The organism is Mycobacteroides abscessus ATCC 19977, assembly GCF_000069185.1.
GTDB classification, from domain to species: domain Bacteria; phylum Actinomycetota; class Actinomycetes; order Mycobacteriales; family Mycobacteriaceae; genus Mycobacterium; species Mycobacterium abscessus.
The window spans coordinates 1,789,702-1,813,735 of sequence record NC_010397.1; the positions used below are offsets into that span (position 1 = coordinate 1,789,702).

Here is a 24,034-nt window from a genome sequence, read left to right on the forward strand (position 1 = left end):
AAACGCAAAGGAATTTCACATGTCTGATGTGACCCCGAATGACATGCCGGGAGCCGTAACGGAACCGGGCGAACCAGAAGGAACCGTAGACGCCATCAAGGCGCCGAAATCCGAAGCCAAAACCGATGGTTTGACCGCTGAGGAACGGCAAGAGCTGGACAGACTTCGCGCCACCCGCGTTGAGGAACGACGCTGGGAAAAGCGCGCGAAGGAAAACTACGACGACGCCACCAAGTGGCGTGAGCTCATCGAGAAGAGCGGCGGAGACAAGAAAGAGTTCGACCCAAGGGCCGAAATCGACAAGATCCGAGCCGAACTGACCACCGAACGCACCGAACGGTTGCGATCAGAGGTCGCCAGAACCACCGGAGTTGACCCTGAGGACATCAAGGGCGGCACCGAAGAAGAGATGCGCGAATCCGCCGAACGGTGGAAGGTGCGTTTCAACGCTCGACTCGAAGAAGCGATCAAGTCGAAGTCCGCACCGGCCGCAGCGCCGGCAGCCGAGGTTACTTCAGACAAGAAAGTCACCGGTCCCAAGCAGTTGACCCGTGATGACCTCAAAAACATGTCCCCCAAGGCGATTCGAGAAGCCCGCGAGAGCGGGCAGCTCGACGAGCTGATGGGGAAGTAAGCATAGGAAGGAGCCAGTCAGATGGCTGTTACCCATTTCATCCCCGAAATCTGGTCGTCCTACATTCTTGAGCGCTACATGGCCAAGAATGTGTTCGCCTCCCTCGTTGACCGCAAGTACGAAGGTGAAGCCCGCAAGGGCAACACCATCCACATCCCCGGTGTGGTCGCCCCGGCGGTCAAGGACTACAAGGCGGCTAGCCGCACCACGTCGGCAGACGCCATCAGCGACACCGGAATCGACATCCTGATCGATCAGGAGAAGAACTTCGACTTCTACGTCGACGACATCGACAACGCGCAGTCGAACGAAAACCTGCTGCCGCTGTACACCGACGCCGCCGGTGACTCGCTGGCCACCGACGCCGACCAGTTCATCGCCAACCTGCTTGTCGCCAACGCCACCGGCATGCCATGGTCGTCCAACCCCACCACGGGAGATGGCGCGTTCAACGTCGTCAAGGACGCCCGCAAGCTGATGAACAAGGCCAACGTTCCTGACGACGATCTGCGTGTCGCGGTTGTGAACGCCGAGTTCGAAGCCTTGCTGGTCGGTGCTGATTCGAAGCTCACCAGCTTCGATTCGTCCGGCGACACCGCTGGTCTGCGCAACGCCACTGTTGGAAAGCTGCTCGGATTCCGTGTGGTTACCTCGAACAACCTGCCTGAGTCTGACTCGCCGCAGGCCGTGTTCTTCCACCAGCGTGCCGCAGCGTTCGTGTCTCAGATTGACGAGGTCGAAGGCATGCGCGCACAGGACAAGTTCGCCGACCGCATCCGCGGCCTGCATGTGTACGGCGGCAAGGTCGTTCAGGCCCCCGGCGTGCTCGTCTTCAACCGGGCCGGCAGCTAGTGCTGGCATCTCCCGCTGACGTCGCCCACGCCCTAGGGCTGGAAGACGAGAACGAGCTCACCGCCTCCCAGCAGGCCCGTGTCGAGGGCCTGCTGGAGAGGGTGTCTCGAAGGTTTCAGCGGGAGGCCGGACGAACCCTGACCGCAGGGGCGGTGACCGTGCGTGCACTCACGGTGGAGGGCCGGGTACATCTACCGGACCCCCCGTCTGGAGACACTGTTACGGTCACCGACCTCTGTGGTAACACGCTCGAAGGTGTCATCGAGGGCGACTACGTTGATGTCACCCGCAACGGGTGCCCTGTCGCCACGGGTGAAATCCTTGTCGTCGAATACACCCGAGATGAGCCGCCCCAGGCCGCAATAGATGCGGTAGCGGCGATGGTCGCGCGCCACCTCACGGTGGAACCCGGTTCACCCGAATCGAAGTCCACCGACCTCACCGCGGGCGCGGATTTTCGGCAGCGTCTTGCCGACTGGGTGTCTGACACATCCTTGTTCACCGACGAGGAACTAGCGGAGGCGAGAAGCTACCGCTACCCCGTCCCTAATGTGATCATCCACCGCCTGTGACCTTCGAATCACTGGCCAGGATCCCGGTCACGTACACCCCATACACGGGTGTCACTCAGGATTCCCTAGGGAACGATGTTCCCTCATTCGGCCCCACAGTGGACCTGAAGGCGTACTCGTATGCCCCGCACCGGACTGAAGACACGGACGGGCACACCTCACGCGATATCGCAGAAGTCGATCTAGCCATGCCCCCCATGACCGTTGATCTGATGTCCCGATTCGGGATCAATGGGAAAACCTACGAGGTGGTGGGTGAACGCGACGAAACAGGCGGATTCCACGGCTGGAAGCCAGGAATCATCGTCGAGCTGAAAAGGGTGACCGGATAGTGGCCAAGTTCAGGCTGAATCGTAAGGCGCAGAGCGAATTGACGAAGGAAATCGTCGAGAAGGTCTGCGTTCCCATGATGCAGCGGGTCGCTGACGCCTGCAACCAAGAAGCGGGACTGGAAGACGGTTTCCGCGTCTCGGTAGAAGGCGATGATCCTTTGGATAAGCGCGACTACCGGGCAACAGCTATCGCCGCAACGGCAGAGGCCATCCGGTACGACCACAAGCACGACGCACTGCTACACAACTTTGGCGAGGCTGGCTGATGTTCGCCTACCACGCCCAAGTGGTCAGGGACTGGCTGGACGAAAACATGCCGGTTCGGGTGTCCACTGACGTGCCGAAAACGCGCCCAGCGCAGCTGATCACAATCGATTCAGCGCCAATCTCTAGCGGATACTCGGGAACCAAAGCCCGCGTACTCGCACGGCGCCGACTGATCATCTACTCATGGGGCGCCAACGAACTGGACGCATACAACCTGATCGAGCAGACGCGTGAATGGCTCCTCAAACTCCCCGGCAAGGGCCGCGGAGTGCACGCTGTAGACATCGCAGGGGAACCTGCCCGCCGCGATGACATCGAAAGCGAAACGCGACGGTTCGTGATGACCGTCGATGTATTAATGCGTTCAAATCCCTGAATTTACAACTAAATACACCCTTTCAAAGGCTCGGCTGCACCGATCTGCTTCTGAAAGGGGCACATCATGGCTGAAGAAGTCGGCAACGTTTTCGCCGCAGAGCCGTCCGCCGCTGGGGCCGCGTTCGTCGCCCCGCTCGGAACTACCCTCCCAACCAGTGTCGACGGAGTGCTCGATGCCGCGTTCGTCGGTCTTGGGTATGTCGGCGAGGACGGTATCACTGAAACATCGGAGCGGTCCACCGATGAGAAGAAAGACATGGGTGGCCGCATCGTCAAGGTGCTGCAGACCGAGTACAACCACTCGTTCAAATTCGTCCTCCTGGAATCGCTGAATGCCGATGTCCTCAAGGCGATCTACGGTGCTTCAAACGTCACCGTCACCCCCGCTGACGGTACTCACGGCACCCAGGTGAAGGTCCGCAAGACCAGCAAGAAGCTGCCCCACCAGACGTGGGTGTTCGACACCATCGACTCGGAGCTGTCCGCGAAGTACCGCAACTGCGTCGCAGACGGGCAGGTCATCTCTGTTGGTGATGTGACCTTGGCTAGCAAGGACACCATCGAATACGAGGTGGAACTGAAGGTCTTCGAGTCGTCCACCGGTGAATACGTGACCACGTACACCGACGACGGGCGGATCGCGGGCTCCTAATAGACGCGGCGGGGCCGAATTCCCCTGCAGCCGAGCGCGGCCCCGCCGCTCTCCAAGCGCTACGGCTGCACACAAACCCCTTGAAAGGGCGCTCATGGCTGCAAAAAACGCAACACCCTACGTCCACATCGTGGAAATCGAAGGCGTCGAAAAGAAGATCAACCTCAAACCCTTCGGGTCCGTTCCATCCGGTGTCATTCGGCGAAACCGCAAGAACCCCGAAGAGGGTATGTGGGAAATCTTTGAGTGGGGCGCGGTCTCGGAAGCCGATCTTGCTGTGTTCGACGAGCTGCCCCTAACTGAGGTGGAAGACCTTTTCACCGCCTGGCAGGAGGCCGGACAGGTCACCGTGGGGGAATAGTCGCGCTTCTCGACCTCATCGAGAAGCATGGCACCGCACTAGAATACGACCTGATCAAAGACGGGCTACGCCTACGTGACTGCCCGTCTGACGAATTCAACTGGCGCGATCTGTGGGTGTATGTCAATCACCCGGAAGAGACAAGCGCGCTATGGAAGTCCAGGAACCCGAAGTATGCGGGCTGGACTCTGACTACCCGCCTTCTGGCGATTATCGCCAATGCGCTGCGCTGGCTGGTGTGGGCGAAAACCAAGGACGGACACCGTAACCGGAACCGTCCGGTGCCAATCGGCCCTGATATGGGCGATCAGCAGTCACGCCCCGGCCTGAAAGTCAAAGCCGCGCCCCTCTCGAAGGTCAAAGAGCTACTCGGCCTTTCAGGCGAAGAGCGGCGCGAGAAGAAACTGCGAAACCTGTTCGGAAATTAGGAGGTGACACATGGCTGTTGAACTTTCATCGGGATATGTGTCTGCCACCGTCAGGTTCGATGGGGTCAACAGGGGCATCAGCAAGCTCTTTGACAACGTCCAGAAGCAGGCAGTCAGCGCGGGAAAGAGGACCGGCTCCGCATACGCTAAAGCCCTTGCCGACGAGGCGAAAACCGCTGCGGATCAAGTTAAAAAGATCTCCGAAACGGTCGCTAAGTCTCGCGACAAAGAAGCTGACGCCGCGGGCAAGCTCAAGGTGGCCCTTGAGAAGCTGAATGAGGCTCGCGAGGCGGGAACCAAGGGCTCGAAGCTCACCGCTTTGTCGGAAGCGCATGCGTCGGCGATGCGTAAGCAGCAGGCCGCGGCGAGTGAACTCGCCAAGGACTTGGATGCGGTAGCACGCGCCCAGAAGCGTGCCTCCGACGCGCAGTCCGCGATCGACAAGTCGTCCAAGCCGATACGTAACCAGGTATCCAAGCTCCTCTCTGGCTCATCTGACGCCGCAGGACGTGAAGGCGGACTTGCGGGGCGCAGGTTTGGCGATTCATTCTCCAGTGCGCTACGCACAACCGGGATTGTTGCTGCGGGTACCGCGGTAGGGAACCTGGCTGCTAATGCGATGACTAAGGCTGCGAGCCTGGCCACGAGCGGTGTTTCAGCGGTTGTCACCAAGGGCTTGGACTTCGAGAAGACCATGAACACCCTCTCGGGTGTCACAGGTGCTTCGGCAGACGTGATGCAGCGGTTCCGCGACACCGCCAAGGCCCTCGGTAACGACATGACGTTGTCGAATACCTCGGCTGCTGATGCGGCGCAGGCCATGACGGAGCTTGCCAAAGCCGGTTTCTCGGTGGATGAGTCAATAACCGCGGCCAAGGGCACCCTGCAACTAGCCGCCGCCGCACAGGTGAGCGCCGGACAAGCTGCCGAGATCCAAGCCAACGCGCTACAGGCATTCGGATTGAAGGCCGACTACGCCTCTAAAGCTGCCGATGTGCTGTCCAATGCCGCCAATGCATCATCGGCAGAGATAACCGATGTCGCGTTCGCTCTTCAGGCTGGCGGTTCTGTCGCACGCCAGACGGGGGTGTCCCTCGAGGACACCGCGGCAAGTATCGCACTGTTGGCCAACAACGGAATTAAGGGTAGCGACGCTGGAACCCTGTTGAAGTCGGCGCTTTTGAAGCTCTCCGCCCCGAGTGATCAAGCCTCGGGGGCGCTGCAAGAACTGGGCGTGAGCGCTTTCGATGCGCAGGGCAACTTCGTTGGCATGGAAGCCCTGTTCGGGCAGCTGCAGGCCGCATCCAAGCGCATGACGCCCGAAATGTATGCGATGAACACCGCCCTCGCGTTCGGATCGGATGCCGCACGTCTGGCAGGTGTGGCGGCCAAGGACGGCGCAGCAGGATTCGACAAGATGCGCGACGCCATGAACCAGGAAGGTTCAGCGTCGAAGCTGGCGGCAGCCCAAAATCAGGGCCTACCTGGCGTAATTGAGCGGCTGAAGAACGCTGCGGAAACCCTCGCCATCACGTTGTTCGAGAAGATCCAAGGCCCCCTGTCAAGCATCGGCGATGGACTGACCGGATTCACGAACAAGATGCAGGACGCTTTCGAGAACCCTGCCGTGAGCCAAGCCGCGGGGAATATCGGTTCAGCTCTGTCGACCATCGGAACCGCCTTCGGAAACGTCCTGTCTGCGGTCGGTCCGTCGTTGGTGAGCGGACTATCCGATGCGGTCAACCTGATCGTCCGGTTCAAAGATTTCCTCATCCCACTAGTGGCCGGTTTGGCCGCCTACAAGACGGTGATGCTCGCCATCACTGTCGCCACTAAGGCGTGGGCTGCCGTGCAAGCACTGTTGAATATTGCACTCACAGCCAACCCGATCGGCCTGATAATCGCCGCAATCGCCGGTTTGGTCGCCGGAATTGTGGTGCTGTACAAGCGCAACGAGACATTCAGAAACATCGTCCAGGCCACGTGGACCGCCATCAAGAACGTTATCGGGGCGGTGTGGGGCTGGCTATCCACCACCGTATTCCCGGCACTGAAAACCGCGTTCACCGCCATCGGCACAGGGGCGATGTGGCTGTGGAACAACGCCATTAAGCCAGCTTGGAACGGAATCAAGGAAGTTATCGGCCTCGCGTGGGAGGTCGCCTCCGATCTGTTCGCGAACTGGAAGCGCGCAATGGACCTGCTGGGTCAGGGCGCATTGTGGCTGTGGAATAACGCGATTTCCCCGGCATGGGAAGGCATCAAGACCGCTATCAGTGCGGCCTGGAGATTCGTGTCACCAATCTTGGATAAGTTCTCCGAGGGGTGGGACGCGCTCAAGTCCGGCATCTCTGGCGCTTCAAGCGCGATTAAAGACGCTGTTACCTCGGCATTCTCGGGTCTCGCAGCGGTCATCAAGGCACCCCTGAAAGTCCTAGGAACGTTCCTCGCCGCAATCCCATCCGAGGTGTTCGGATTCCAGATTCCCGGCGCAGACAAACTCAACTCGTGGGGTAAGTCGCTACAAGGCTTCGCTGCGGGTGGCATGGTCCGCGGCGCCGGCACGGGCACAAGCGACTCCATCTTGGCGTGGCTGTCTAACGGTGAGGGTGTTGTCACTGCCAAGGGGATGAAGAACGGCGGCGCGGGCATCGTCGCTGCCCTCAACTCAGGCTGGGTGCCATCTGCCGCATATCTGCACGACATGATGCGTGCCCCCGGATACGCCCAGGGCCTCAACCCTGGCGCCGACTATCTGCGGTCACTGGTCATGAAGATGTGGCCCCAGATCAAAGACATTGGCGGCCGACGGGCTGAAGATGGCTTCGGGGAGCACTCATCCGGCAACGCCATCGACATCATGATCCCCGGCTGGGACACGCCCCAAGGCAAGGCGCTGGGTGACGCGGTCGCGGCGTTCATCGCCAAGAACGCGTCAGCGCTGGGGCTTGACGGATTCATTTGGCGTCAGCAGAGCTACGGATATGGCGGCTCGCTCACCTCCGGTAAGCAGATGCCCGACCGGGGTAGCAGCACCCAGAACCACATGGATCACGTGCACGTGATGCTAGGCAAGGGCCGGGGTGCCGGCGCCGCGGCTGTGGGGCTCCCGACAAGCAGCATCTCCCTTCCCTCAGGTGGTGGTTCGGTATCCGCTTTGGGATTCGGGGGCTCATCGGGATCTGCGGGGTCCTCGGGTGCCAGCCCGAAGCAGGTGCGCGAAGCCGACGACCGTATCAATGATCTGTCCAACCGCCTGGACGTGACCGAGCAGGAGCTAGCCGACCTCGAGTCCAATCCTAAGGCGAAAGAAACGACCAAGCAGCGTAAACGCGACATGGTCGACAAGCTCAAGCGGGATCTTCAGCAGGCGAAAGACGACCGAAATGCCCTCGGTTCAAGCGGGTCTGGCGGTGGATTCGGGGGCGGCAACAACCCGTACGCCAAGATCGCCGAAGGACTAGCTGAAATCATGCCGGATGCCGGGGGCCTCGCTGACATCGGCATCGGCGGACTCAAAGAGTCCCTTCTGCCGCCAGGATTCTCCGACCCCACCCAATGGGGATTGGTACAAGCGGGCTCAACTCTGCTGAAGTTCTTTGGCGGGCTGCGCAATAACTCGGATGGAAAACCGCTACTAGGTGAGGGCGGGGCGCTGTTCGCCAATATCGCCGGATCTGCCATGACTGGATCTGGCAGCGGAATCGTCGACGCGATCAAGACAATCATTCCGGCCCCGTTCGGGAGCATGGATGCTGCGCAACTCCAAGGCGCCCCAGGGGACATCAACCCCGTCATTGCAGGTGCTCAAATCCCAGGCACCGGCTTCGGCGATATGGGCTCCGCTTTCTCCAGCGGCAGCGCCGGTCCCGCACAGGGCGGAAATGGCGCAAACGTCGACCAGTCCATCAACTTCAACGCCCCCGTAGGAACCGGCGTCGATCAGGCGATGCAGAAGTCGCAATCCGCCCAAAACCAACAGTGGCGCCAGAACTTCGGAACACGAACCGGACCGGTGGGGTAGTAGATGGCTCTGTCTAACCCTTGGATCCACGGCCCGGAAACCGGCGAAGACTTCACACAGCTCCCGCCGCACCTGCAAGGCGTGGAAACGAAGATCGTCTACATCGGCGTCGTGCATCCGATCCACAAGAAGCGGTTCACCTGGAACCTCTTGGGTTCACACAAGGGCCGCGAGGGCATTGTGATGGCGCCCGTCGCCACCGGGTTGTTCCACACCCCGTTCGAAACTCTCATGTCCGAGGGCCCGTACCAGATCGGTGCCGAACCAGAGCGCACCGACTGGAAGAAGCGCATGATTTCCATCGGCGTTCACGTGAATCCCGATATCGCCCCCTGGATAAGCGGCAGTAGTAGCAGGGTCATTGACACCCCGTTCCGGTATCGGATGATTGAGGAACGCTGGTGGGGTTCATGGTCGGCCACCGAAGACGGCTACCTGGGAGTGTTTACCCGCACCCATGGGTGGCGGTGGCTGCGGGTCAGGCTCGCTGAAGAGCCCAAAGACCCGTGGGAACTCGACCCGGTGGCATTCGGCAACAACTTCATGACCTGGAGCATGAACATCGTTGCCACGCAGCCCTATTTCGCTAAGCGAACCGAGTTCAAGACGTGGCAGAACGATGTCGAAACCTCCACCCTGTGGGACAAGATTGAGGACCTGCTCAACGAGTTCATTCCCGGGCTGGATGTGGGTGAAGGCGCCATTCGTGTGCCGAACCGCGGAGACATCGCCGTCTACCCGAAGTTCTTGGTGTCCTCGCCAGGCAAATGCTGGATTCAAGAGGGTGACCGGTGGGTCCAGCTGCCGCTACTGAGCCCGCAAGACGGCTACGTGATGGTAGATACCGACCCGAACGCGCAAACACTCACCGCAACAACAGATCCAGTGGACCCGCTGTTCATGCGGATCCTGCGAAACTCTCAACTCCTAGATGTCCTTCTGCATGACCTGCTTTCCATCACCCTGCCGGTGTGGAGGCGTATGGAGGACCGATTCACCGAAGCATCCAAGATCCCGCCACGCACGCTCGCGGCGGTCAAGGTGCGCCACTCCAACGCTGACGGGCGGGTCACCATGTTTGTTCCCCAACGCTATTCGAAGGGCTTCGCGTAGCAGTGTCGGGTGATTGGTCGGTCGATCTGACCGACTTCACAAGCCTGCAAGGAATCCTGGACCGGCTGCTCCGCGAGACGCAGACCACCCCAGACCTTGGCGACCCCATGGTGGCGTACCGCTACCTCAATGCGCGCCGCAAGGCCATGCGGGACGCCTACAAGCAGCGACCTTTGCTGAGGATCTGGGACAAGCACCACCGCCCGATCGCCGACCTAGCGGGCGAGAAATCGGTTGTTGTAGAGGAAGTCATGGCGGACTCAGGTACCGCCACGGTGGTCATCAGGCATTCGAACTGGCTGTCAAAGTTCCTTCTCTATGACCGCCGCGCTGAAGAAGATATCCAGTTCACGCTAGATCCGAACCCTACTGATCGGTCTTGGAAAACCCGTTGGGGCGGAAAGATCGTGAACGTCAACGCAGTGCGCGACAAAGACGGGTTGCACACCGTTGAGCTCGAGATGATGCACAACCGGGAGCACGCCAAACACATCCTGGGTGGCGCGAATCCTCTGTTACCGCCTGAAATTCAGTTCCCGAAGATGTTCTTCCTTCCCTGGAACATGCGCACTGCCGGTTCGATCATCATGTTCTTGAACCTGGCTCGCCAGTTCTTTCCGCTATTGAGTATCCCCACGAACATTTTCAACCCTGGCGCCTGGCTAGGGGTTCGGGACATCATCGGCGGCCTGAACCCGTTGGCGTGGCCTATCCAGGTCCAATTCGTCAACCCACTGTTCGATCAGTCTCGTACCACGATCCTGTCGTCCCGCTGGCAAGACCTGCACACCGTTTTGGCTGCACCGATGCAGGACGCCGGCTGCATGCTGCGCGCCTACACCTGGCTGACCGAAGATGACACCTCGCCGCACCCAGAACTGGGGGCACTCGGGGATGCGCTGGCGCGCCCCACCCGCAACTGCGTGGTCTTCGCATTCGAAGACAAGTCCGGGGTTACTGGACCCACGGGGACCTTAATTGACGGTCCTCTCCGCCTAATCGCTGAGACCGCCGACGATTTGATCACCAACGCCATCGTCCCGCCCGACATGTACGACGAAGACGGCGACGGCAAAACCGATCCACTGATCAGGAAGTGGTTGGGATTCGCCCCCGCTAAGCCCAAGGTTGTTTTCCGCGAGGGTGAATACACCGGGATCATCGACGCTAAACGGTCCATGAAGGGCTCAACAGCGAAGACCGTGATGACGGGCTCCCGGTCACCGGCCTGGCTGAATCAACTCCAAACATTCGGCATCAAGTACGGGCTGTCCCAGCTATCCGCTGTCATTTCATACGGTTTGGGTGCTTACCAGCAGCCGGGAACCCCCGGTTTGGAGGAGCTGTACCAAGGGCAGCTGGATAACACGCTGTTCGCATGGCAACGATTCACCGATCCGCGCCGCGTACTTCTCATGGGCGATCTGGGGTATCTGGAGCATTTCGAACAAGGTCAAGGGACCGCCTACACGTCAGCGGGAATCCTGGATCTACGGAACGGGCATTGGAAGACAAGGGCGTTCGTCAGCTTCAAGACAAGCATCCGCAACGGGATGCCTTGGATAGCCGATGAGCATTTCACCCTCGGCGACAGGGTGGCCTTCCAGTTGGGAAGCGTCCTGCACGTCGACCAAGTGTCGGCGATCCGCCGCTCCTACGATGCGGACTCGCCACTACTGGTTGAACTATCGCTCGGCCAGGACTTGGACGAAGAAGACCCAGTAGCCAAGTCGATGCGCACCCTCGCGGGCTTCTGGAACCTCGCCGGAACCTTCTTCGGTTCCGACTCAATGTTCTGAGTAAAGGAACGAAATTGGCTGCAGATAAGTACGTTCCGCGTGCCTTACAAGCCTATGCGGAGAAGCAGAAGGCCCAGGACGCGCAGAAAGCGGAGATGGAAAGCGCCTATCAGGACTTTCTGACGGACTGCCACTACCCGCAGGACAAAGACGGAAACCGCATGGACTCGGCGCATTTCGTGTGGCTTGTGGGTTACCACATGATCAGGTGCGGGTGGCGGCGCTCGGCGCAACCCCTCATCAAACCGCGGGCCGTTGAAGCGCCCGGGGTAGTCGAAGGCGCAATCGAATGGGTTCCTATCGACGCACCCGACGACCCCTTAGAGGGCGTCGAGAACATGACGTTCGCACAGATCAACGCCCTACCGGAGTGGCTGAAACGCAAAGCGATACAGCGACTCAACGGCAACCAAGACGCAGATGACGACCTACCCGAAATGGCCGAACCGGCATGGCGGGTGACTCCGAACATCGCCATCAAGGATGAGCGACCCATCGGGGATGACTTCGTGAAGGGAATCGAGAATGGCTGAACCGGGCGATACCCCCTACCTTGGGTCGATCCTTGCGCGCCTGCACTTCTGGGGTGTCGTCTCCGATATGGACGTACCTGGCGGCGTCACAGGCACATTCGAGCTCGCCGACCAAGACGGCGCAGTCACCATGGACGCCCTCGTAGGGCCTCCTGGTCCCGCTGGTGAGAATGCCCCCATCGTCAAGATGCAGTACCAGTCCAGCATCGACGACCCCGCCGATCTTCCCCAAAACCTCACCGACGATCCGATCGATATCGGAAAAGCCTGGTGGGTAGGCAACATCGTCTACCTGTGGGACGGCGAACACTACGTCCAGAAGCAGATGGGCACACAAGGCCCCCCGGGACCGCTGCCGAACATCACTCCCACGGTCCAACTGCTGGACCCGGACAACCCCAGTTTGACCTCGGAGATCATCGTTTCGGGTACCTCCGCCAACCCGACATGGCTCCTGAAGCTCAAAGCACCGCGGGGTCCGCAGGGCGATAACGCCACCATCCGAGACGCAACCGACTATGACGACTCGGTCGCGCCCGCCGCGGGACAGGTCATTGCCTGGAACGGTGTCGACTACGCGCCAGCCGACTTCAACCCCTTGGCGACAAGGTTCTACACCGTCCCCGAGTCTGCGTTCACCGACTTCACGGGTCTAGCCACGCGACAGACGATCGGCTCATTCATCATCCCGCCGATGCCGTTCGACTACGTACCCGTAGTGCACGGGCATTTCAAGGCCAACGGCATCGAACTCGACGCCGACCCATTCATCATCGGCTCCGAGGTCCGCATAGGGAATGCCACAAGCGGCCAGCTGATCGCCAAGGGCGCCGGCAACATGTCCTCCTGGTCCGCCCTGTTCCCGCACGCCTCATCCACGGGCTCCCCGAACACCGCTATCACCCCCGACAACGGGATAGGCATGATCCCGGCATACAGCACCGGTACAACGTCAACTTTGTACGTGAACCTCGTCAACGAGGGCATGGCGGGCTTCTACTCCTTCAACAAAGCAGGCGCACAGCTCTCAATCCTCATCGTCCCCGTCTCTCCGTTGAAGCCTGAGGACGGCTCCTAGTGCCACGGTCTTTCGACCGAATCCCGCTGCCGTTCAACGACCCTAACCAGGGGCTCGAGTTCCATATCGGCACCGCTTTCCAGCAAGGGCTGGAAATGTGGAAGGCAATCATCGATGGAATCATCGAGTACGCCGAAAGCCTGATCAAGGAACTCATCCAGAAACTCCTGGGCTTGGATGTTGACCCGGAGCAGGCGCTCGAGGATCTGTGGAATCTACTCACCGGCTGGGTAGATGACATCCCGATCATCGGCGACATCATCGAGATCATCAAGGACTTCCTGAACGGGAACCTGTTCGGGCGTGACGGATTCATTCTGTCGAACCTGATCCCGGCGTTGTCGTTCAGCTGGATCACTGATGAGCAGCCGAACCTGTTGGTGGCGGGCAATTTCCAGGACGGCTCCAGCATCGCCGACAACCCGTACTGGACCTGGGAATCCGGGGTTACGCATAGTGCGGACAGTTCCGGCAGTGTGAAAGTCACCGCGAATGGTGTCACGAAAGCGTTGCGGTCCAACGAGATCCTTGCCAATCCTGGCCAAACCATGTCGCTGGAGATGTGGGTTAAGTGGTCCGGGTACGCGGGCACTAATTCGCCGATCAAGTTGCAGATGGTCGAGTTCTCCGGTCGCGGGGATAGCGCTGTACAGGTTGGGGTTGAGGACGTTGCGACGCTGAACCCGAACACGTCAACGGGGGATTGGCGTCAAATGGTCGGGAACTACACGGTTCCCGACGGTGTGCATGCGGTGCGTGTGCGGATCCTGGTGACCAAGGACGCCACCTCGGGTGTTTTCAACTTTGATGACGGTGTTGGTAAGAAGACCAACAAGATTCAGCAGGGCTGGATCGACGGGTTGTCGAACACGTTCCAGGAAGTTCTGTCTCGGTGGCAGTTGATCATCGACACCGTAGTCAACGGGATCACGGGATCCAACAACGCGTTACACACCCTGGAAGATCTGTTCGACGCTGTCACTCATATCCCGTTGTTCAAGATCCTCGGCTTCGGTGGCCCGGGGGATGCGAACACAACTTTCGAGGAGTTCCTTTCACATCTTCTCGGGGGAATGTCGGGATCGACTGACCCGAACTCCAATGGCGGTTTCGCTGACCTGTTCAACGTTGCCAAGCTGCTACAGACCGCGGCGGCGATGGGGGAGAGCGCCTTCCAGATCCTCTCTATCCGCAACAACACCCCCGTCAACACCGGTTTGTTGCCGTCGGGTAGGTCGAACTACGGCCTGACCAGCGTCAACACCACCCTGTCTGCCACACAGAGTGCGTCACTGATCGCGACAATGCGCGTGGAGCAAGACATCGCTTTGGGCGTGGTGTCGTGGCTGGGCTGCGGCACCAGCGGCATCACAGCGTTCTACGTCAACATCTGGAAACTCGACGGGGTTTCCGGGGACTGGGCTTTGGTGCATCACTCCCCGAACATCCTGTCCGAGCTGACCGCCGGTACTACACCGAACTGGACGTTCTACCAGCTCGACACCCCAGTTGATCAGAAGGCGGGGGAAATCTACGCCTACGAACTCGTCCCCGTCGGCGGAACCCACAGTGTCCGCGGCATTTCCACCACGGACGATATTCCTGATCACCCGTTCGCGCAGGTCGTTGGCTTGGCCGCGACACGGGATAACTCGTCGTCCCCGAACACACCTCCCTCGACCATCGCCAAGGCGAGCGTTGTTCGGTCCGGGAACATCCCGTGGATTGAAACAGCTATCGACACCGGAAACGGTGTGGGCTACTACGACCCCATCTCGGTGTATGCCGTTGACGATGGCACGATTCCGATCCCGTCGTGGTGCAACTTCGTTGATGTTGTAGCAGTAGGTGGTGCCGGTGGCGGCCAGATGGGGTTCACCGTCGGATTCCACGGAGAACCGGGATCTCCGGGTCTCTACAAGGCCGCAACGTGGCAACGGGGCGTGCACTTCGCCGACGACACGGTTCTCACGTTCACCAAGGGTCCCGGCGGACTAGGTGGACGCCTCGGCCACGATGACGGCGAAGACGGCACGGCTACTAGTTGGTCAATTCCTGACTACAGCATCACGGCGGAACCCGGAATCGGCGGTACTGAACTACAGCTGGGCTACAACCCCATTGGTCGCGGTCCCGGGAATTTCGAGTACAAGGGCGAGAACCATGTCGGTGGCGCGGACCAAAAGATACCCGGCCGCGACGGTGTATCCCCGGGCGGTGGCGGTAACGGCGGCAATGGGCTGACGTTCCAGAACGGCGGTAAGGGGGCCGACGGCGCAGGCTGGGTGAGATTCCGGCAGAACCCACTCGAGGGGGAAGAGGTCATCGGCGGCCCCGGCCAAGTCTTGGTCCCCAGCATCGAATCCACCGCATCGCTGGGCACACCGACCGTCTCGGGTGGGTTGTCGCTGCTTCCGCTGGAGGATCAGGCCGCTATCGACGCGATCGTGGCCGCGAACATGACCGCCCCGGGTGGGGTGTTGGCCATCCAGTCCCCAGACGGGTACTACACGAAGGCGTACGGCAAGGTCTCCACCGCCGCAGGGGCGCGGAACGTGATCCCGGAGGACCACTTCCGTATCGGTTCCTGCACCAAGTCGTTCACCGCAACCATGATCTTGCAGGCAGTTGATCGTGGCTTGTTGTCGTTGGACGATCCGCTGGAGAAGTTCCTTCCCGGCGTTCCGGGCGGCACCAAGATAACGGTCCGCCACATGATGTGTCTGCGGTCGGGTCTGTTCAACGAACAAACCGACCTCGGCATGATGATGCGCTACTTCCTGATGCCGACCTCTGACTGGACGGACGAAGAAACACTCGCGATCGTCAAACAGCACGAACCGTCATTCGAACCCGGCCAAGGTTGGGCGTACGTCAACTCCAACTACTTCCTGCTGGGGATGATCGTTTCGATCGTCAACGGCCGCCCCACGAGAGACGTGCTACAGACGGACATTCTGGATCCGCTGGGTTTGACGCAAACCAGCTGGCCCACCACCGCGAAGATGCCCGAACCGTATGCGAACGGACACGCCTGGGCCACCGGAATTTTCGGTGGCGGGGCCTGGCAGGATGCCACCGAAACCGGGCCGGGATATGCGAGCGCCGCCGGTGTCATGATTTCCACCGCCCACGATCTGCTGCTGTGGGCCAAGGAATTACGCGACGGCACCCTATTGAGTCCTGAGCTGCATGAGCTGAGAACCAAATGCTACTGGCCTGTCCCGTGGGGCAATGATGACCAGCTGACCTATTTCGGGTACGGGCACGGCATGTTCGAGCTTGGGCAGTGGCGCGGCCATGGCGGGTCGTGGCGCGGGTACGAAGTCTCGGTCTACTACCTGCCGAACGGCACCTTGTTCGCGATGTGTGAGAACGCCCAGACACCGACCGTTGAGGTTGAGGTGTCGATGATGTTCAAAATCGGCAAGTACCTTTACCCGGATTCTCTGACGGTCCCTGATTATCAGGCGAATCGGGTGTTCGGTATCCCATCGAAAGCCTCGGTCGGTAAACCGATCGTCGGCAGTATTGATGTCAAGTTCGACAACAAGAGCACCTTGGGTACAAGTCAGGCGACGATCCCGGAATTCACGCTGGACCCCGAAGCGAACATTGTGTTCGCCTATCTGGCAACGCAATCCGGCATTGATCTGTCTGTAGTGACGGCGAAAATCGGCGGCGTCACCATGAACAGGCTACCGATTATGTCCAATGGGTCGAACCAACTGGTGGTGTGGTGGCTGCTCGATCCGCCCACAGGGGCTAGGTCGATCAACCTGCTCAATGCCCCGTATGGGTCGAACTATGCAACCGGTGCGGCGTCCTACAAACTCGCCGCACCTGCAGGGATTGAAACACCCGTGATCACTCAGGGCTACAGCGCGTCCCCATCGGTCAGTGCTACCACCAATAGCCACGGCAGGATCGTCAACGCCTTCCTGTATGGGGGACAGACCAGCGCCTACAACCAAACCGAGCGTGGACATTTGGATGCCGTCGCGTTCGGTGCCGGACTGATATTCGGCGACGCACCAGGCGGTTCGGTGACGTTCACCCAAACCCTCACAGCTGCCGCCCCATGGATCGGTATCGCGATCCCCATCGTCTCCAACGCGGAATAGGGAGAACCTTAATGGTAAACGCTTTGTACGATCACGCCCGAGAAGCATTCCTTAAGGGCGACCTCGACTGGGAAGTGCACAACTTCAAAGTCTGCGGAGTGGACGCCACATACACACCCAATATCGCAACCCACCAGTATCTTTCGCACATCACGGGAATTGTGTGCACATCCTCGAACCTGTCCGGTAAGTCATGGACCGCCGGTGTCGCAGATGCCGCTGATGTCGTATTCCCGACAGTCACGGGTGCAACGATCGTGCGCTGGATCATCTACCAAGACACCGGCACCGCGGGCACATCGCAGCTTGTCGCGTTATACGACACAGCATCCGGGCTGCCGGTGATCCCCGATGGCACCAATATAACGGTCACCTGGGACAACGGGGCTAGTCGGATCCTCCGCATCTAGCTATGGCTGGTGTAACCGGCTGGTGGGCTGAAACATTCAGTGAACCGGCCCCTAAAGTGCTCGCCCTAGCCGGGGGCGTTCCTGGGGTTGCGGTGACGCACGACGTATACGCGTTCACGACCGGGGCAACCTTGACCCTGACGGGATCTGAGCCACCCGTCATTGGTCCACCACTGCGGCCGGGTTCGCCGGAACTCACCCTTACAGGCGGGGTCCCTGGCATTCGGGTCGGCAACGTTCTGTCGCCGGACGACGGCGAGATGGCATTGGCTGGCGATATCCCCACGATCGTTCAGTCCAACAACAACCTTGTATTCCCCACGGCAGCTGCGGGTTCACTCACCGGGGGAACGCCGACGATCATCACCGGCCCAATCCTTATCCCGACCGCCGCCACACCGTCGCTTACCGGCGGAACTCCCGCGTTGGCGCATCGTTTGGTGCCCACCGCTGCCACACCGACACTCACTGGTGTACGCCCGCTGATCAACGTGACCTACCCGCCACCCACGGTGCAGCTCACCCTCACGGGCGGCACCCCACGGATTGCCATCACAGTCACCCCGACTGGCGCAGCCCCAACCGTCACGGGCGGTATACCGTCCATAGCCCTGTCACTGGCCCCCACAGCTTCGCTGACTATTACCGGTGGGACGCCGCGCATAGTGCAGACCCTCGCACCGCCAGCAGCAGCACCGACGCTTACCGGCGGGGCTCCGCTGATTGCCGCGAAGGTAGCACCCACAGGTGCGACCCCATCCTTGACTGGCGGCACACCGGTAGTCACCACCATCCACACAGTCTCTTTCGTTGCCGCCAACGGGAACGCGAGCAGTTCTGTCACCATCCCCACTCATCAAATCGGGGATCTGATCGTCCTGTTCGCGTACAACCCGTTCTCAACCTCCGCGCCCACCAAGCCGTCGGCGGGCGGCACGGTCCCGGACTACACCTATATCGACAACGCCAACAGCGGAAGCGGATCAGGCTGCACCACCGCGTATTTCAAGGCGACAGCTACTAACACGACATCGGGGACTTGGGGCAGTGCGTCCCACATGATCGCGGTCATTGTGCGTGACCAGAACACAAGCTCGCCGATCGGTGGTCATGGCCAAGCTGCGGGAACGAGCGCCTCGTCCACTGCGCCGTCGGTGACGTTGACCCACACCGACGGGTCCTCGGTACTGCTGCATTTCCACGGCCACTCCAGCTTGGGTGCGAGCGGATGGGATGCCGCGCCAGCCGGTTACACACGCCAAGCCTCATCGGGCGCGGCGTTCGGTTCAGCGACCGCCCTCAACACCAAGAACATCACCACCACCGATGGATCTGTAGCCCAGACGGGCGGCCAGTCCGGCCAAAGCTACGCGGCAGCCACTGTCGAAATCATCAACTAACGAAAGGGCACTACCTTGACCGCAGGCACATGGACGTTCCCCAATGGGGCACGCACCAATCTACTTAACGGAACGTTCGACATCGACTCCGACACCTGGCGGGTCGCCCTCGTCACTTCGTCATCCAATATCGGTTCCTCCACCACCACTTGGGCTGGTGTCACCAATGAGGTTGCTCAGGCGAACGGCTACACCACGGGCGGTGTGGCTGTGACCCTCACCCTTTCGGGCACCACGAGTGTTACGGCGTCGTTCTCCACGAACCCAACCTGGACCGCATCAGGCGGCAGCATCACCGCAAGGTGGGCCGTCCTTTACGAGCTCGGCGGAAACGTGCTGTGCTACGTGCTCCTGGACAACACCCCAGCCGATGTGACAACCACCAACGGCAACAGTTTGACGATTGACAGCGATGGGGCACCGGCTCCCGTCTTCACCTTGTCGTAGCACTCTCACCTCCTTGTGGGCCTCGCTAGTGCGGGGTCTTTTTTAATGCCCGAAAGAGGTCGCATGTTCTCTCAACTGCTGCGTTACCCCGCCTACTACGCCGTTATCGGGTTGGCGGGGTTCGGGTTCGGAGTGTGGTTCCGGCGCTCCCGCTGGGTGACGGCGGGTCGACCAGGGCTCGATCCCCGGATCGGAGGCATCTAGTGAATTGGTTGCGCCGCAAGATCAATGAGTGGCTGGCCGCGATCTGGTGGTCGTACTAATGGCCGTCCTACGCGCGAATGTTGAGTTCGCGAAGCGGATTTTCCAGGACCGCGTCGGCAACGACTACGTGTACGGCGGCAACTGGAATCCGTTCAACCTCAAGGTCGGTACCGACTGCTCCGGTCTGGTCATTGACATCTGCGACGCTGTGCGCAACGGGACCGCGATGGCCTGGACCCGGCATGGGATGTCCACCGAGAGCTGGCGTCCGATCGAGGTAGGTCAGACCGGAACGATCTTCAACACCATATGCGTGGCGTCGCCGAATGACTTCCCGGCTGATGCTGCGGTGAAGATCGCCATCCATCACGGCCCCGGCGGTGGGGCGAACAGTCACATGTGGTGTGAGGTTGAGGGAATCCGCATGGAGTCCAACGGCTCCGATGGGTGTGTGACCGGGAACCAGGCGCGGTCCGTGTACGACACGAGCTATGCGAACGACTGGCACTACCTGCCCGGACCCATCACAGGCCAGGTAGGTGTCGATCCCGCAGGAGTGCTGGCACGTGCCACCGGGCTAAGTGTCGCGAGGGCTTCGCAGATCCTACCCGCGGTGTCGGACGGGCTCAAGGCTAGTCAGTGCACGAACGTCAATCGGATCGCGATGTGGCTGGCGCAGGTCGGCCACGAGTCAGCCGGCTTCAATGCCACCGAAGAGTATGCCTCCGGTGCCGCCTATGAAGGGCGTGCAGATCTGGGTAACACCCAACCCGGGGATGGGGTGCGGTTCAAGGGCCGCAGCTGGATTCAGATCACCGGCCGCAACAACTACGCAGCGTTCTCGCGGTGGTGTTCGGGTAAAGGACTCGTTCTGTCGCCAACGGAATTCGTTGATAACCCGAACCGACTGGCCGAACTGCGGTGGGCCGGTATAGGTGCGGCTTGGTACTGGACGGTCGCCCGCCCGGACATCAACGCCCTGTCGGATCGGCAGGACTTAGAGACCGTCACGCGCCGAATCAACGGCGGCACCAACGGCTTGGCTGATCGTCGCGACCGATACAACCGCGCCCTACTCCAGGGCGATGCGCTTCTGCAACTACTCACTGAACCGCTGGACCCGATTGAGGAGCTACTGATGTCAGACCTTCAGGTCGAATCCCTATCCATCTACGCCACCCCAGGTGAGCCGTTGATCCCGATTGTTCGCATGGTGCAGGCCATCGACGCCGCGGAGCACCGCAAGCTCGTCGAGGACTGGGCGCGCACCGGGGATGCAGACGCACTATCCCGTATCGCCCGCACCGCGGCGGGGCAAGGGAAGTTCCGTGACGCCGCCACCATCGCACACGCCAAAGCCGTGCTCGCTGACATTGAAGCCACTAACCCTGCAGTCCTGCAGGAGTTCATCTCTCAGAAGGGACAATCATGACCGCCCAGATTCGCAAGTGGTACTACCTCATCGGCGCACTGGTGACAGCGCTCGTGCCGATTCTGGTGACCTCCGGTGTCGTCAGTGACACCCAGGGCAATGCGTGGATCAACGCCGTTGTAGCTATCGGTGGCGTTCTGGGTGCTGCGGGTCTCGGCACTGCCGGTGTGGTCTTGGGCAAGCAGATCAAGGGAGCCCCCGGTGCCGCAGCGGACAAGGCCGTCACAAGCCTGCAGGACATCCAGGCTCAGCTGAACTCCACCGCGCAGGCCGCGCAGGACCAGCTTGCCGCCGCCACCCAGGTTGCCGTGGACAGCATCACCAAGATTCAGGCCACCGTAGGCAATGTCGTCGGCCCGCAGGTTTCCCTCGGCCCGCTGGCTGCCGAGGTCATCAAGAGCGTGACTGAGTGATCCTCACCCTCGGTTCTCACGGGGAGGTAGTAGCGAGGTGGCAGCGGGTCATGTTGGCCCGCTTCGCCTCCTACGCCAAAGCCGCCGATGGGGGACCACTGAAGGTCGACTCGTATTTCGGGTACGACGACCAAGCCGTCCAGAAGGAATATCAGCGCCGCACGAACCAACCTCAGACGGGTGAGGTCTCGCAAGCGGATCTGGTGAAGCTGGGTTTGACGCCGCTGTTCTTCACGGTCGAGGGACACCTGTCCGACATGTACCAGGGGCCTTGTGCTTTCGTGGCCTCTACTTTGGAGCGTGAAGGGCGGGCGGTGTGGCGGCCCACCGGCTATGACAACGTGCGGTTGCCGTTCAACAACCAGTCCGGTGTGGACGAACTCGTCAACCGTCTGGATACCAAGCTGTTCGACGACGGCACACCCTTCCCTGAAGGAACACCCTGGAATCTGGCGATCTTCAGCCAGGGCGCGATGGTCGGCTGCGAGGTCATGGAAAAGCACGTCCTACCGACTAATGGCAGGTTGCATTACCGGCTCAAGGACTTCCGCAAGGGTATTGCATTTGGGAACCCCTACCGCCTGATCAACCAGTGCGCCCCTTGGGTTCCCGACCCGCCCCAGCCCAACACGCAGGGAATCATGGACTGGCACTTTGACTTCCTGAAATACCCCGAGCTGGCGGGGAAGTGGCAAGAGCATGCCCGCACCCGCGACTGGTACGCCGAGAACCGGTTGGACGAGGCAGGTCAGAACATGACCGCGATCGCAAAGATCATCACCCAATCCTCCTGGACCGGTGGGGCTTCCTCGATAGTTGCCCGAATCATGGACCTATTCATCAACCCATTCGACGGGTTGATCGACATCGTGTGGGCGATCGTCCGAACCTTCCAGGGCATCGCCCACTTGGAGGCCCACGGCACGTACGACCTGAATCCAGTCCTTGACTGGTTCCGTGCTTAACAACTGAATAGAGCCCTCGAAGCGCCCCATGAAAGGCGGTTCAAACAAATGTCCATCCGGGAACAACTGGCCGAGGCCGCCAAGCCGAAGCAGCGCTGCACATGCTGTGCATGGGTCGCTACGCAGAGTGCAGATGACCGTAAGGCTATTGAGGAATGGGTAGCCGAAGGGAAGTCGATTGAGGCGCTTGTCCGCGTGCTGCGGAATGAGGGTCTTCCGGTGGGGCCGGTGCAGTTCCGGCGTCACGTGCGAGAGTGTGTGCGCTCTTGAGTATCCGTGACAGCCTCAATAGTCGCCGCCCCGTGCCGGAAGAGTCGGCACCAGAGCAGGCGAAAATGCGCGCGGAGTGGGACGGCACCGCAGGTTTTATTCAGACGGGCAAGGTCTCAGATGACTTCGATGAGCAGGACTTCGAGGGCATCCTTCGCGAGTTCGCCGACGAACTGCACTACGACCCAGCCAAGGTTGAGATTGCCGGTAACCCACAGGTCGTGGTGTGGGAGACGGGCTTCCGCAACAAGGAGGGGGAGTGGGAGAAGCATAAGCACCACTCCTGGCGGTATCACCTCGCCGTCCGGCGTTGGGCTATAGACCTACCCGCCTTGTATGCGGAGGTCCGCAAGACGAGGCCGGTGCAGCCGAAGAAACCCACAGGGGAGTCGACGGTTGTGGTGTGCTGGGCAGACATTCAAACCGGGAAGGTCGACCACCTCGGCGGCGTCAAAGAGTTATTACTGCGCCTTCAGGAAAAGCGGGAAAACCTGAACGCCTACCTGAAACGTTCAAGGTTTGATCGCATCATCATCGCGGACGTGGGCGACATTGTGGAGGGCTTCGACAACGTCACAGCCCAAACCCGCACCAACGGCCTATCTCTCATGGATCAGGTCGAGGTTGCCGCCACGGAGTTCTGGAAGACCATCACCCTGTGCGCCAAGCACGCCCCGGTGGATGTGCTGTCCATCCCGTCCAATCACGGCCAGTGGCGCCGCGGGAAGGATCTAATCGGGAAGCCCACCGACGACTGGGGATTGGCTATCTCGAAACGTCTTGAATGGCACAACAACCCCGACAACCAAGGCCCGAACCTGCCGGTAGATTTCCACCGGCCGCCCGAGTGGTGCGAGACACTGCAGTTCGATGTACGCGGCACCAGGTTGGGGTTGGCGCATGGCCACCAAGCCTCCGGCGCTGACCGGGTTAAGACGTGGTGGGAGAAGATGACCCACGGCGGCGTCATGGACTGCCACGTCCTCTTGACTGGACATTTCCACTACGCCAGCCTGCGCCCCCATGGGCGGGATCAAGTAACGGGTAAGGCGCGCTGGCACATCCAAGCCTCAACCCTGGACAACGGCTCCGCATGGGTGATGAACAAGATGGGCGAAGACGGAGATCCGGCACTGACGGTGTTCCAGATCAACAACGACGGCTTCGACGTACAGAGCTTCGCCCTCCTATGAAACGTCACGATACGATTCAAGTAGGCGCCAACGCTGAAAAGCGCTGCCCGAGATGCGAAACCGTCAAGCCCGTCACGGCATTCTCGGTTGACCGTAACCGAAAAAGCGGCCGAAACTGTTACTGCCTCGAATGTACGCGTAGGACCAACCGGG

At 60.4% G+C, this 24,034-nt stretch carries 23 protein-coding genes; all 23 read left to right on the forward strand.

Annotated features, from left to right (window positions below; all coding sequences use genetic code 11):
- The first annotated feature begins 19 nt into the window (after positions 1 to 19).
- The 23 genes from MAB_RS09160 (at position 20) to MAB_RS09270 (ending at position 23,881) form a co-directional block, all read left to right on the forward strand.
- The gene (locus tag MAB_RS09160) at positions 20 to 634 is read left to right on the forward strand and encodes a hypothetical protein (protein WP_005110304.1); all 615 of its coding nucleotides are present in this window, start codon (positions 20 to 22) and stop codon (positions 632 to 634) included.
- A 21-nt stretch (positions 635 to 655) separates the two neighbouring features.
- Positions 656 to 1,486 carry a phage capsid protein gene (locus MAB_RS09165; protein WP_005110305.1) on the forward strand — a complete coding sequence of 277 codons (831 nt, stop codon included), beginning with the start codon at positions 656 to 658 and terminating at the stop codon, positions 1,484 to 1,486.
- Positions 1,486 to 2,058: a hypothetical protein gene (locus MAB_RS09170; RefSeq protein ID WP_005110306.1), complete on the forward strand. Its 573-nt coding sequence runs from the start codon at positions 1,486 to 1,488 to the stop codon at positions 2,056 to 2,058. Before MAB_RS09165 ends, MAB_RS09170 begins: the two co-directional genes overlap by 1 nt.
- The gene (locus tag MAB_RS09175) at positions 2,055 to 2,390 is read left to right on the forward strand and encodes a hypothetical protein (RefSeq protein ID WP_012296473.1); all 336 of its coding nucleotides are present in this window, start codon (positions 2,055 to 2,057) and stop codon (positions 2,388 to 2,390) included. The genes MAB_RS09170 and MAB_RS09175 overlap by 4 nt, the downstream gene beginning before the upstream one ends.
- Positions 2,390 to 2,656 (forward strand): hypothetical protein, encoded by a 267-nt coding sequence (locus tag MAB_RS09180; protein WP_005110308.1) that lies wholly within the window; start codon positions 2,390 to 2,392, stop codon positions 2,654 to 2,656. The genes MAB_RS09175 and MAB_RS09180 overlap by 1 nt, the downstream gene beginning before the upstream one ends.
- Positions 2,656 to 3,033, forward strand: a complete 378-nt coding sequence (locus tag MAB_RS09185; protein WP_005110309.1) for a hypothetical protein — start codon at positions 2,656 to 2,658, stop codon at positions 3,031 to 3,033. Before MAB_RS09180 ends, MAB_RS09185 begins: the two co-directional genes overlap by 1 nt.
- Before the next feature lie 66 nt (positions 3,034 to 3,099).
- Positions 3,100 to 3,687: a phage tail tube protein gene (locus MAB_RS09190; protein ID WP_005110310.1), complete on the forward strand. Its 588-nt coding sequence runs from the start codon at positions 3,100 to 3,102 to the stop codon at positions 3,685 to 3,687.
- A 94-nt stretch (positions 3,688 to 3,781) separates the two neighbouring features.
- Complete coding sequence (locus MAB_RS09195) at positions 3,782 to 4,048, forward strand: hypothetical protein (RefSeq protein ID WP_005110311.1); 267 nt, start codon at positions 3,782 to 3,784, stop codon at positions 4,046 to 4,048.
- A gap of 116 nt (positions 4,049 to 4,164) precedes the next feature.
- Positions 4,165 to 4,476 carry a DUF5361 domain-containing protein gene (locus MAB_RS09200; RefSeq protein ID WP_005067420.1) on the forward strand — a complete coding sequence of 104 codons (312 nt, stop codon included), beginning with the start codon at positions 4,165 to 4,167 and terminating at the stop codon, positions 4,474 to 4,476.
- 10 nt (positions 4,477 to 4,486) lie between these two features.
- Entirely contained in the window at positions 4,487 to 8,500 is a 4,014-nt protein-coding gene (locus MAB_RS09205; protein ID WP_005110312.1) for a phage tail tape measure protein, read from the forward strand.
- Positions 8,501 to 8,503: 3 nt separating this feature from the next.
- A complete protein-coding gene (locus MAB_RS09210) occupies positions 8,504 to 9,613 on the forward strand; it encodes a hypothetical protein (protein WP_005110313.1) in 1,110 nt (369 codons plus the stop codon).
- Positions 9,614 to 9,615: 2 nt separating this feature from the next.
- Positions 9,616 to 11,412 (forward strand): Gp37-like protein, encoded by a 1,797-nt coding sequence (locus tag MAB_RS09215; protein WP_005110314.1) that lies wholly within the window; start codon positions 9,616 to 9,618, stop codon positions 11,410 to 11,412.
- A gap of 95 nt (positions 11,413 to 11,507) precedes the next feature.
- A complete protein-coding gene (locus MAB_RS09220) occupies positions 11,508 to 11,945 on the forward strand; it encodes a phage gene 29 protein family protein (protein WP_005067425.1) in 438 nt (145 codons plus the stop codon).
- Entirely contained in the window at positions 11,938 to 13,023 is a 1,086-nt protein-coding gene (locus tag MAB_RS09225) for a tail protein (RefSeq protein WP_005110315.1), read from the forward strand. Before MAB_RS09220 ends, MAB_RS09225 begins: the two co-directional genes overlap by 8 nt.
- Complete coding sequence (locus MAB_RS09230; protein WP_005110317.1) at positions 13,023 to 17,147, forward strand: serine hydrolase; 4,125 nt, start codon at positions 13,023 to 13,025, stop codon at positions 17,145 to 17,147. The genes MAB_RS09225 and MAB_RS09230 overlap by 1 nt, the downstream gene beginning before the upstream one ends.
- Positions 17,148 to 17,158: 11 nt before the next feature.
- A complete protein-coding gene (locus MAB_RS09235) occupies positions 17,159 to 17,557 on the forward strand; it encodes a hypothetical protein (RefSeq protein WP_005115856.1) in 399 nt (132 codons plus the stop codon).
- 260 nt (positions 17,558 to 17,817) lie between these two features.
- Positions 17,818 to 18,957 (forward strand): hypothetical protein, encoded by a 1,140-nt coding sequence (locus MAB_RS09240; protein WP_005114211.1) that lies wholly within the window; start codon positions 17,818 to 17,820, stop codon positions 18,955 to 18,957.
- 15 nt (positions 18,958 to 18,972) lie between these two features.
- On the forward strand, positions 18,973 to 19,404 hold the full coding sequence (locus tag MAB_RS09245) for a hypothetical protein (RefSeq protein WP_005067432.1): 432 nt from the start codon (positions 18,973 to 18,975) through the stop codon (positions 19,402 to 19,404).
- 63 nt (positions 19,405 to 19,467) lie between these two features.
- Entirely contained in the window at positions 19,468 to 19,608 is a 141-nt protein-coding gene (locus MAB_RS09250; RefSeq protein ID WP_005110322.1) for a hypothetical protein, read from the forward strand.
- 58 nt (positions 19,609 to 19,666) lie between these two features.
- Entirely contained in the window at positions 19,667 to 21,040 is a 1,374-nt protein-coding gene (locus tag MAB_RS09255; protein WP_005110323.1) for a glycoside hydrolase family 19 protein, read from the forward strand.
- Entirely contained in the window at positions 21,037 to 21,453 is a 417-nt protein-coding gene (locus MAB_RS09260) for a hypothetical protein (protein WP_005110325.1), read from the forward strand. Before MAB_RS09255 ends, MAB_RS09260 begins: the two co-directional genes overlap by 4 nt.
- 50 nt (positions 21,454 to 21,503) lie before the next feature.
- Positions 21,504 to 22,418, forward strand: coding sequence for a hypothetical protein (locus tag MAB_RS09265; RefSeq protein ID WP_005110326.1), 915 nt, complete (start codon positions 21,504 to 21,506; stop codon positions 22,416 to 22,418).
- A gap of 335 nt (positions 22,419 to 22,753) precedes the next feature.
- A complete protein-coding gene (locus tag MAB_RS09270; protein ID WP_005110329.1) occupies positions 22,754 to 23,881 on the forward strand; it encodes a hypothetical protein in 1,128 nt (375 codons plus the stop codon).
- Positions 23,882 to 24,034: the final 153 nt, after the last annotated feature.

What these genes read in the sequence shown, in the direction of transcription:
- MAB_RS09270 (WP_005110329.1), top strand. Translation starts at nt 22,754, where the DNA reads ATGCGCGCGGAGTGGGACGGCACCGCAGGTTTTATTCAGACGGGCAAG.
- MAB_RS09190 (WP_005110310.1), top strand. Translation starts at nt 3,100, where the DNA reads ATGGCTGAAGAAGTCGGCAACGTTTTCGCCGCAGAGCCGTCCGCCGCT.
- MAB_RS09160 (WP_005110304.1), top strand. Translation starts at nt 20, where the DNA reads ATGTCTGATGTGACCCCGAATGACATGCCGGGAGCCGTAACGGAACCG.
- MAB_RS09250 (WP_005110322.1), top strand. Translation starts at nt 19,468, where the DNA reads ATGTTCTCTCAACTGCTGCGTTACCCCGCCTACTACGCCGTTATCGGG.
- MAB_RS09225 (WP_005110315.1), top strand. Translation starts at nt 11,938, where the DNA reads ATGGCTGAACCGGGCGATACCCCCTACCTTGGGTCGATCCTTGCGCGC.
- MAB_RS09235 (WP_005115856.1), top strand. Translation starts at nt 17,159, where the DNA reads ATGGTAAACGCTTTGTACGATCACGCCCGAGAAGCATTCCTTAAGGGC.
- MAB_RS09240 (WP_005114211.1), top strand. Translation starts at nt 17,818, where the DNA reads ATGGCATTGGCTGGCGATATCCCCACGATCGTTCAGTCCAACAACAAC.
- MAB_RS09185 (WP_005110309.1), top strand. Translation starts at nt 2,656, where the DNA reads ATGTTCGCCTACCACGCCCAAGTGGTCAGGGACTGGCTGGACGAAAAC.
- MAB_RS09255 (WP_005110323.1), top strand. Translation starts at nt 19,667, where the DNA reads ATGGCCGTCCTACGCGCGAATGTTGAGTTCGCGAAGCGGATTTTCCAG.
- MAB_RS09265 (WP_005110326.1), top strand. Translation starts at nt 21,504, where the DNA reads ATGTTGGCCCGCTTCGCCTCCTACGCCAAAGCCGCCGATGGGGGACCA.
- MAB_RS09205 (WP_005110312.1), top strand. Translation starts at nt 4,487, where the DNA reads ATGGCTGTTGAACTTTCATCGGGATATGTGTCTGCCACCGTCAGGTTC.
- MAB_RS09210 (WP_005110313.1), top strand. Translation starts at nt 8,504, where the DNA reads ATGGCTCTGTCTAACCCTTGGATCCACGGCCCGGAAACCGGCGAAGAC.
- MAB_RS09260 (WP_005110325.1), top strand. Translation starts at nt 21,037, where the DNA reads ATGACCGCCCAGATTCGCAAGTGGTACTACCTCATCGGCGCACTGGTG.
- MAB_RS09165 (WP_005110305.1), top strand. Translation starts at nt 656, where the DNA reads ATGGCTGTTACCCATTTCATCCCCGAAATCTGGTCGTCCTACATTCTT.
- MAB_RS09195 (WP_005110311.1), top strand. Translation starts at nt 3,782, where the DNA reads ATGGCTGCAAAAAACGCAACACCCTACGTCCACATCGTGGAAATCGAA.
- MAB_RS09220 (WP_005067425.1), top strand. Translation starts at nt 11,508, where the DNA reads ATGGAAAGCGCCTATCAGGACTTTCTGACGGACTGCCACTACCCGCAG.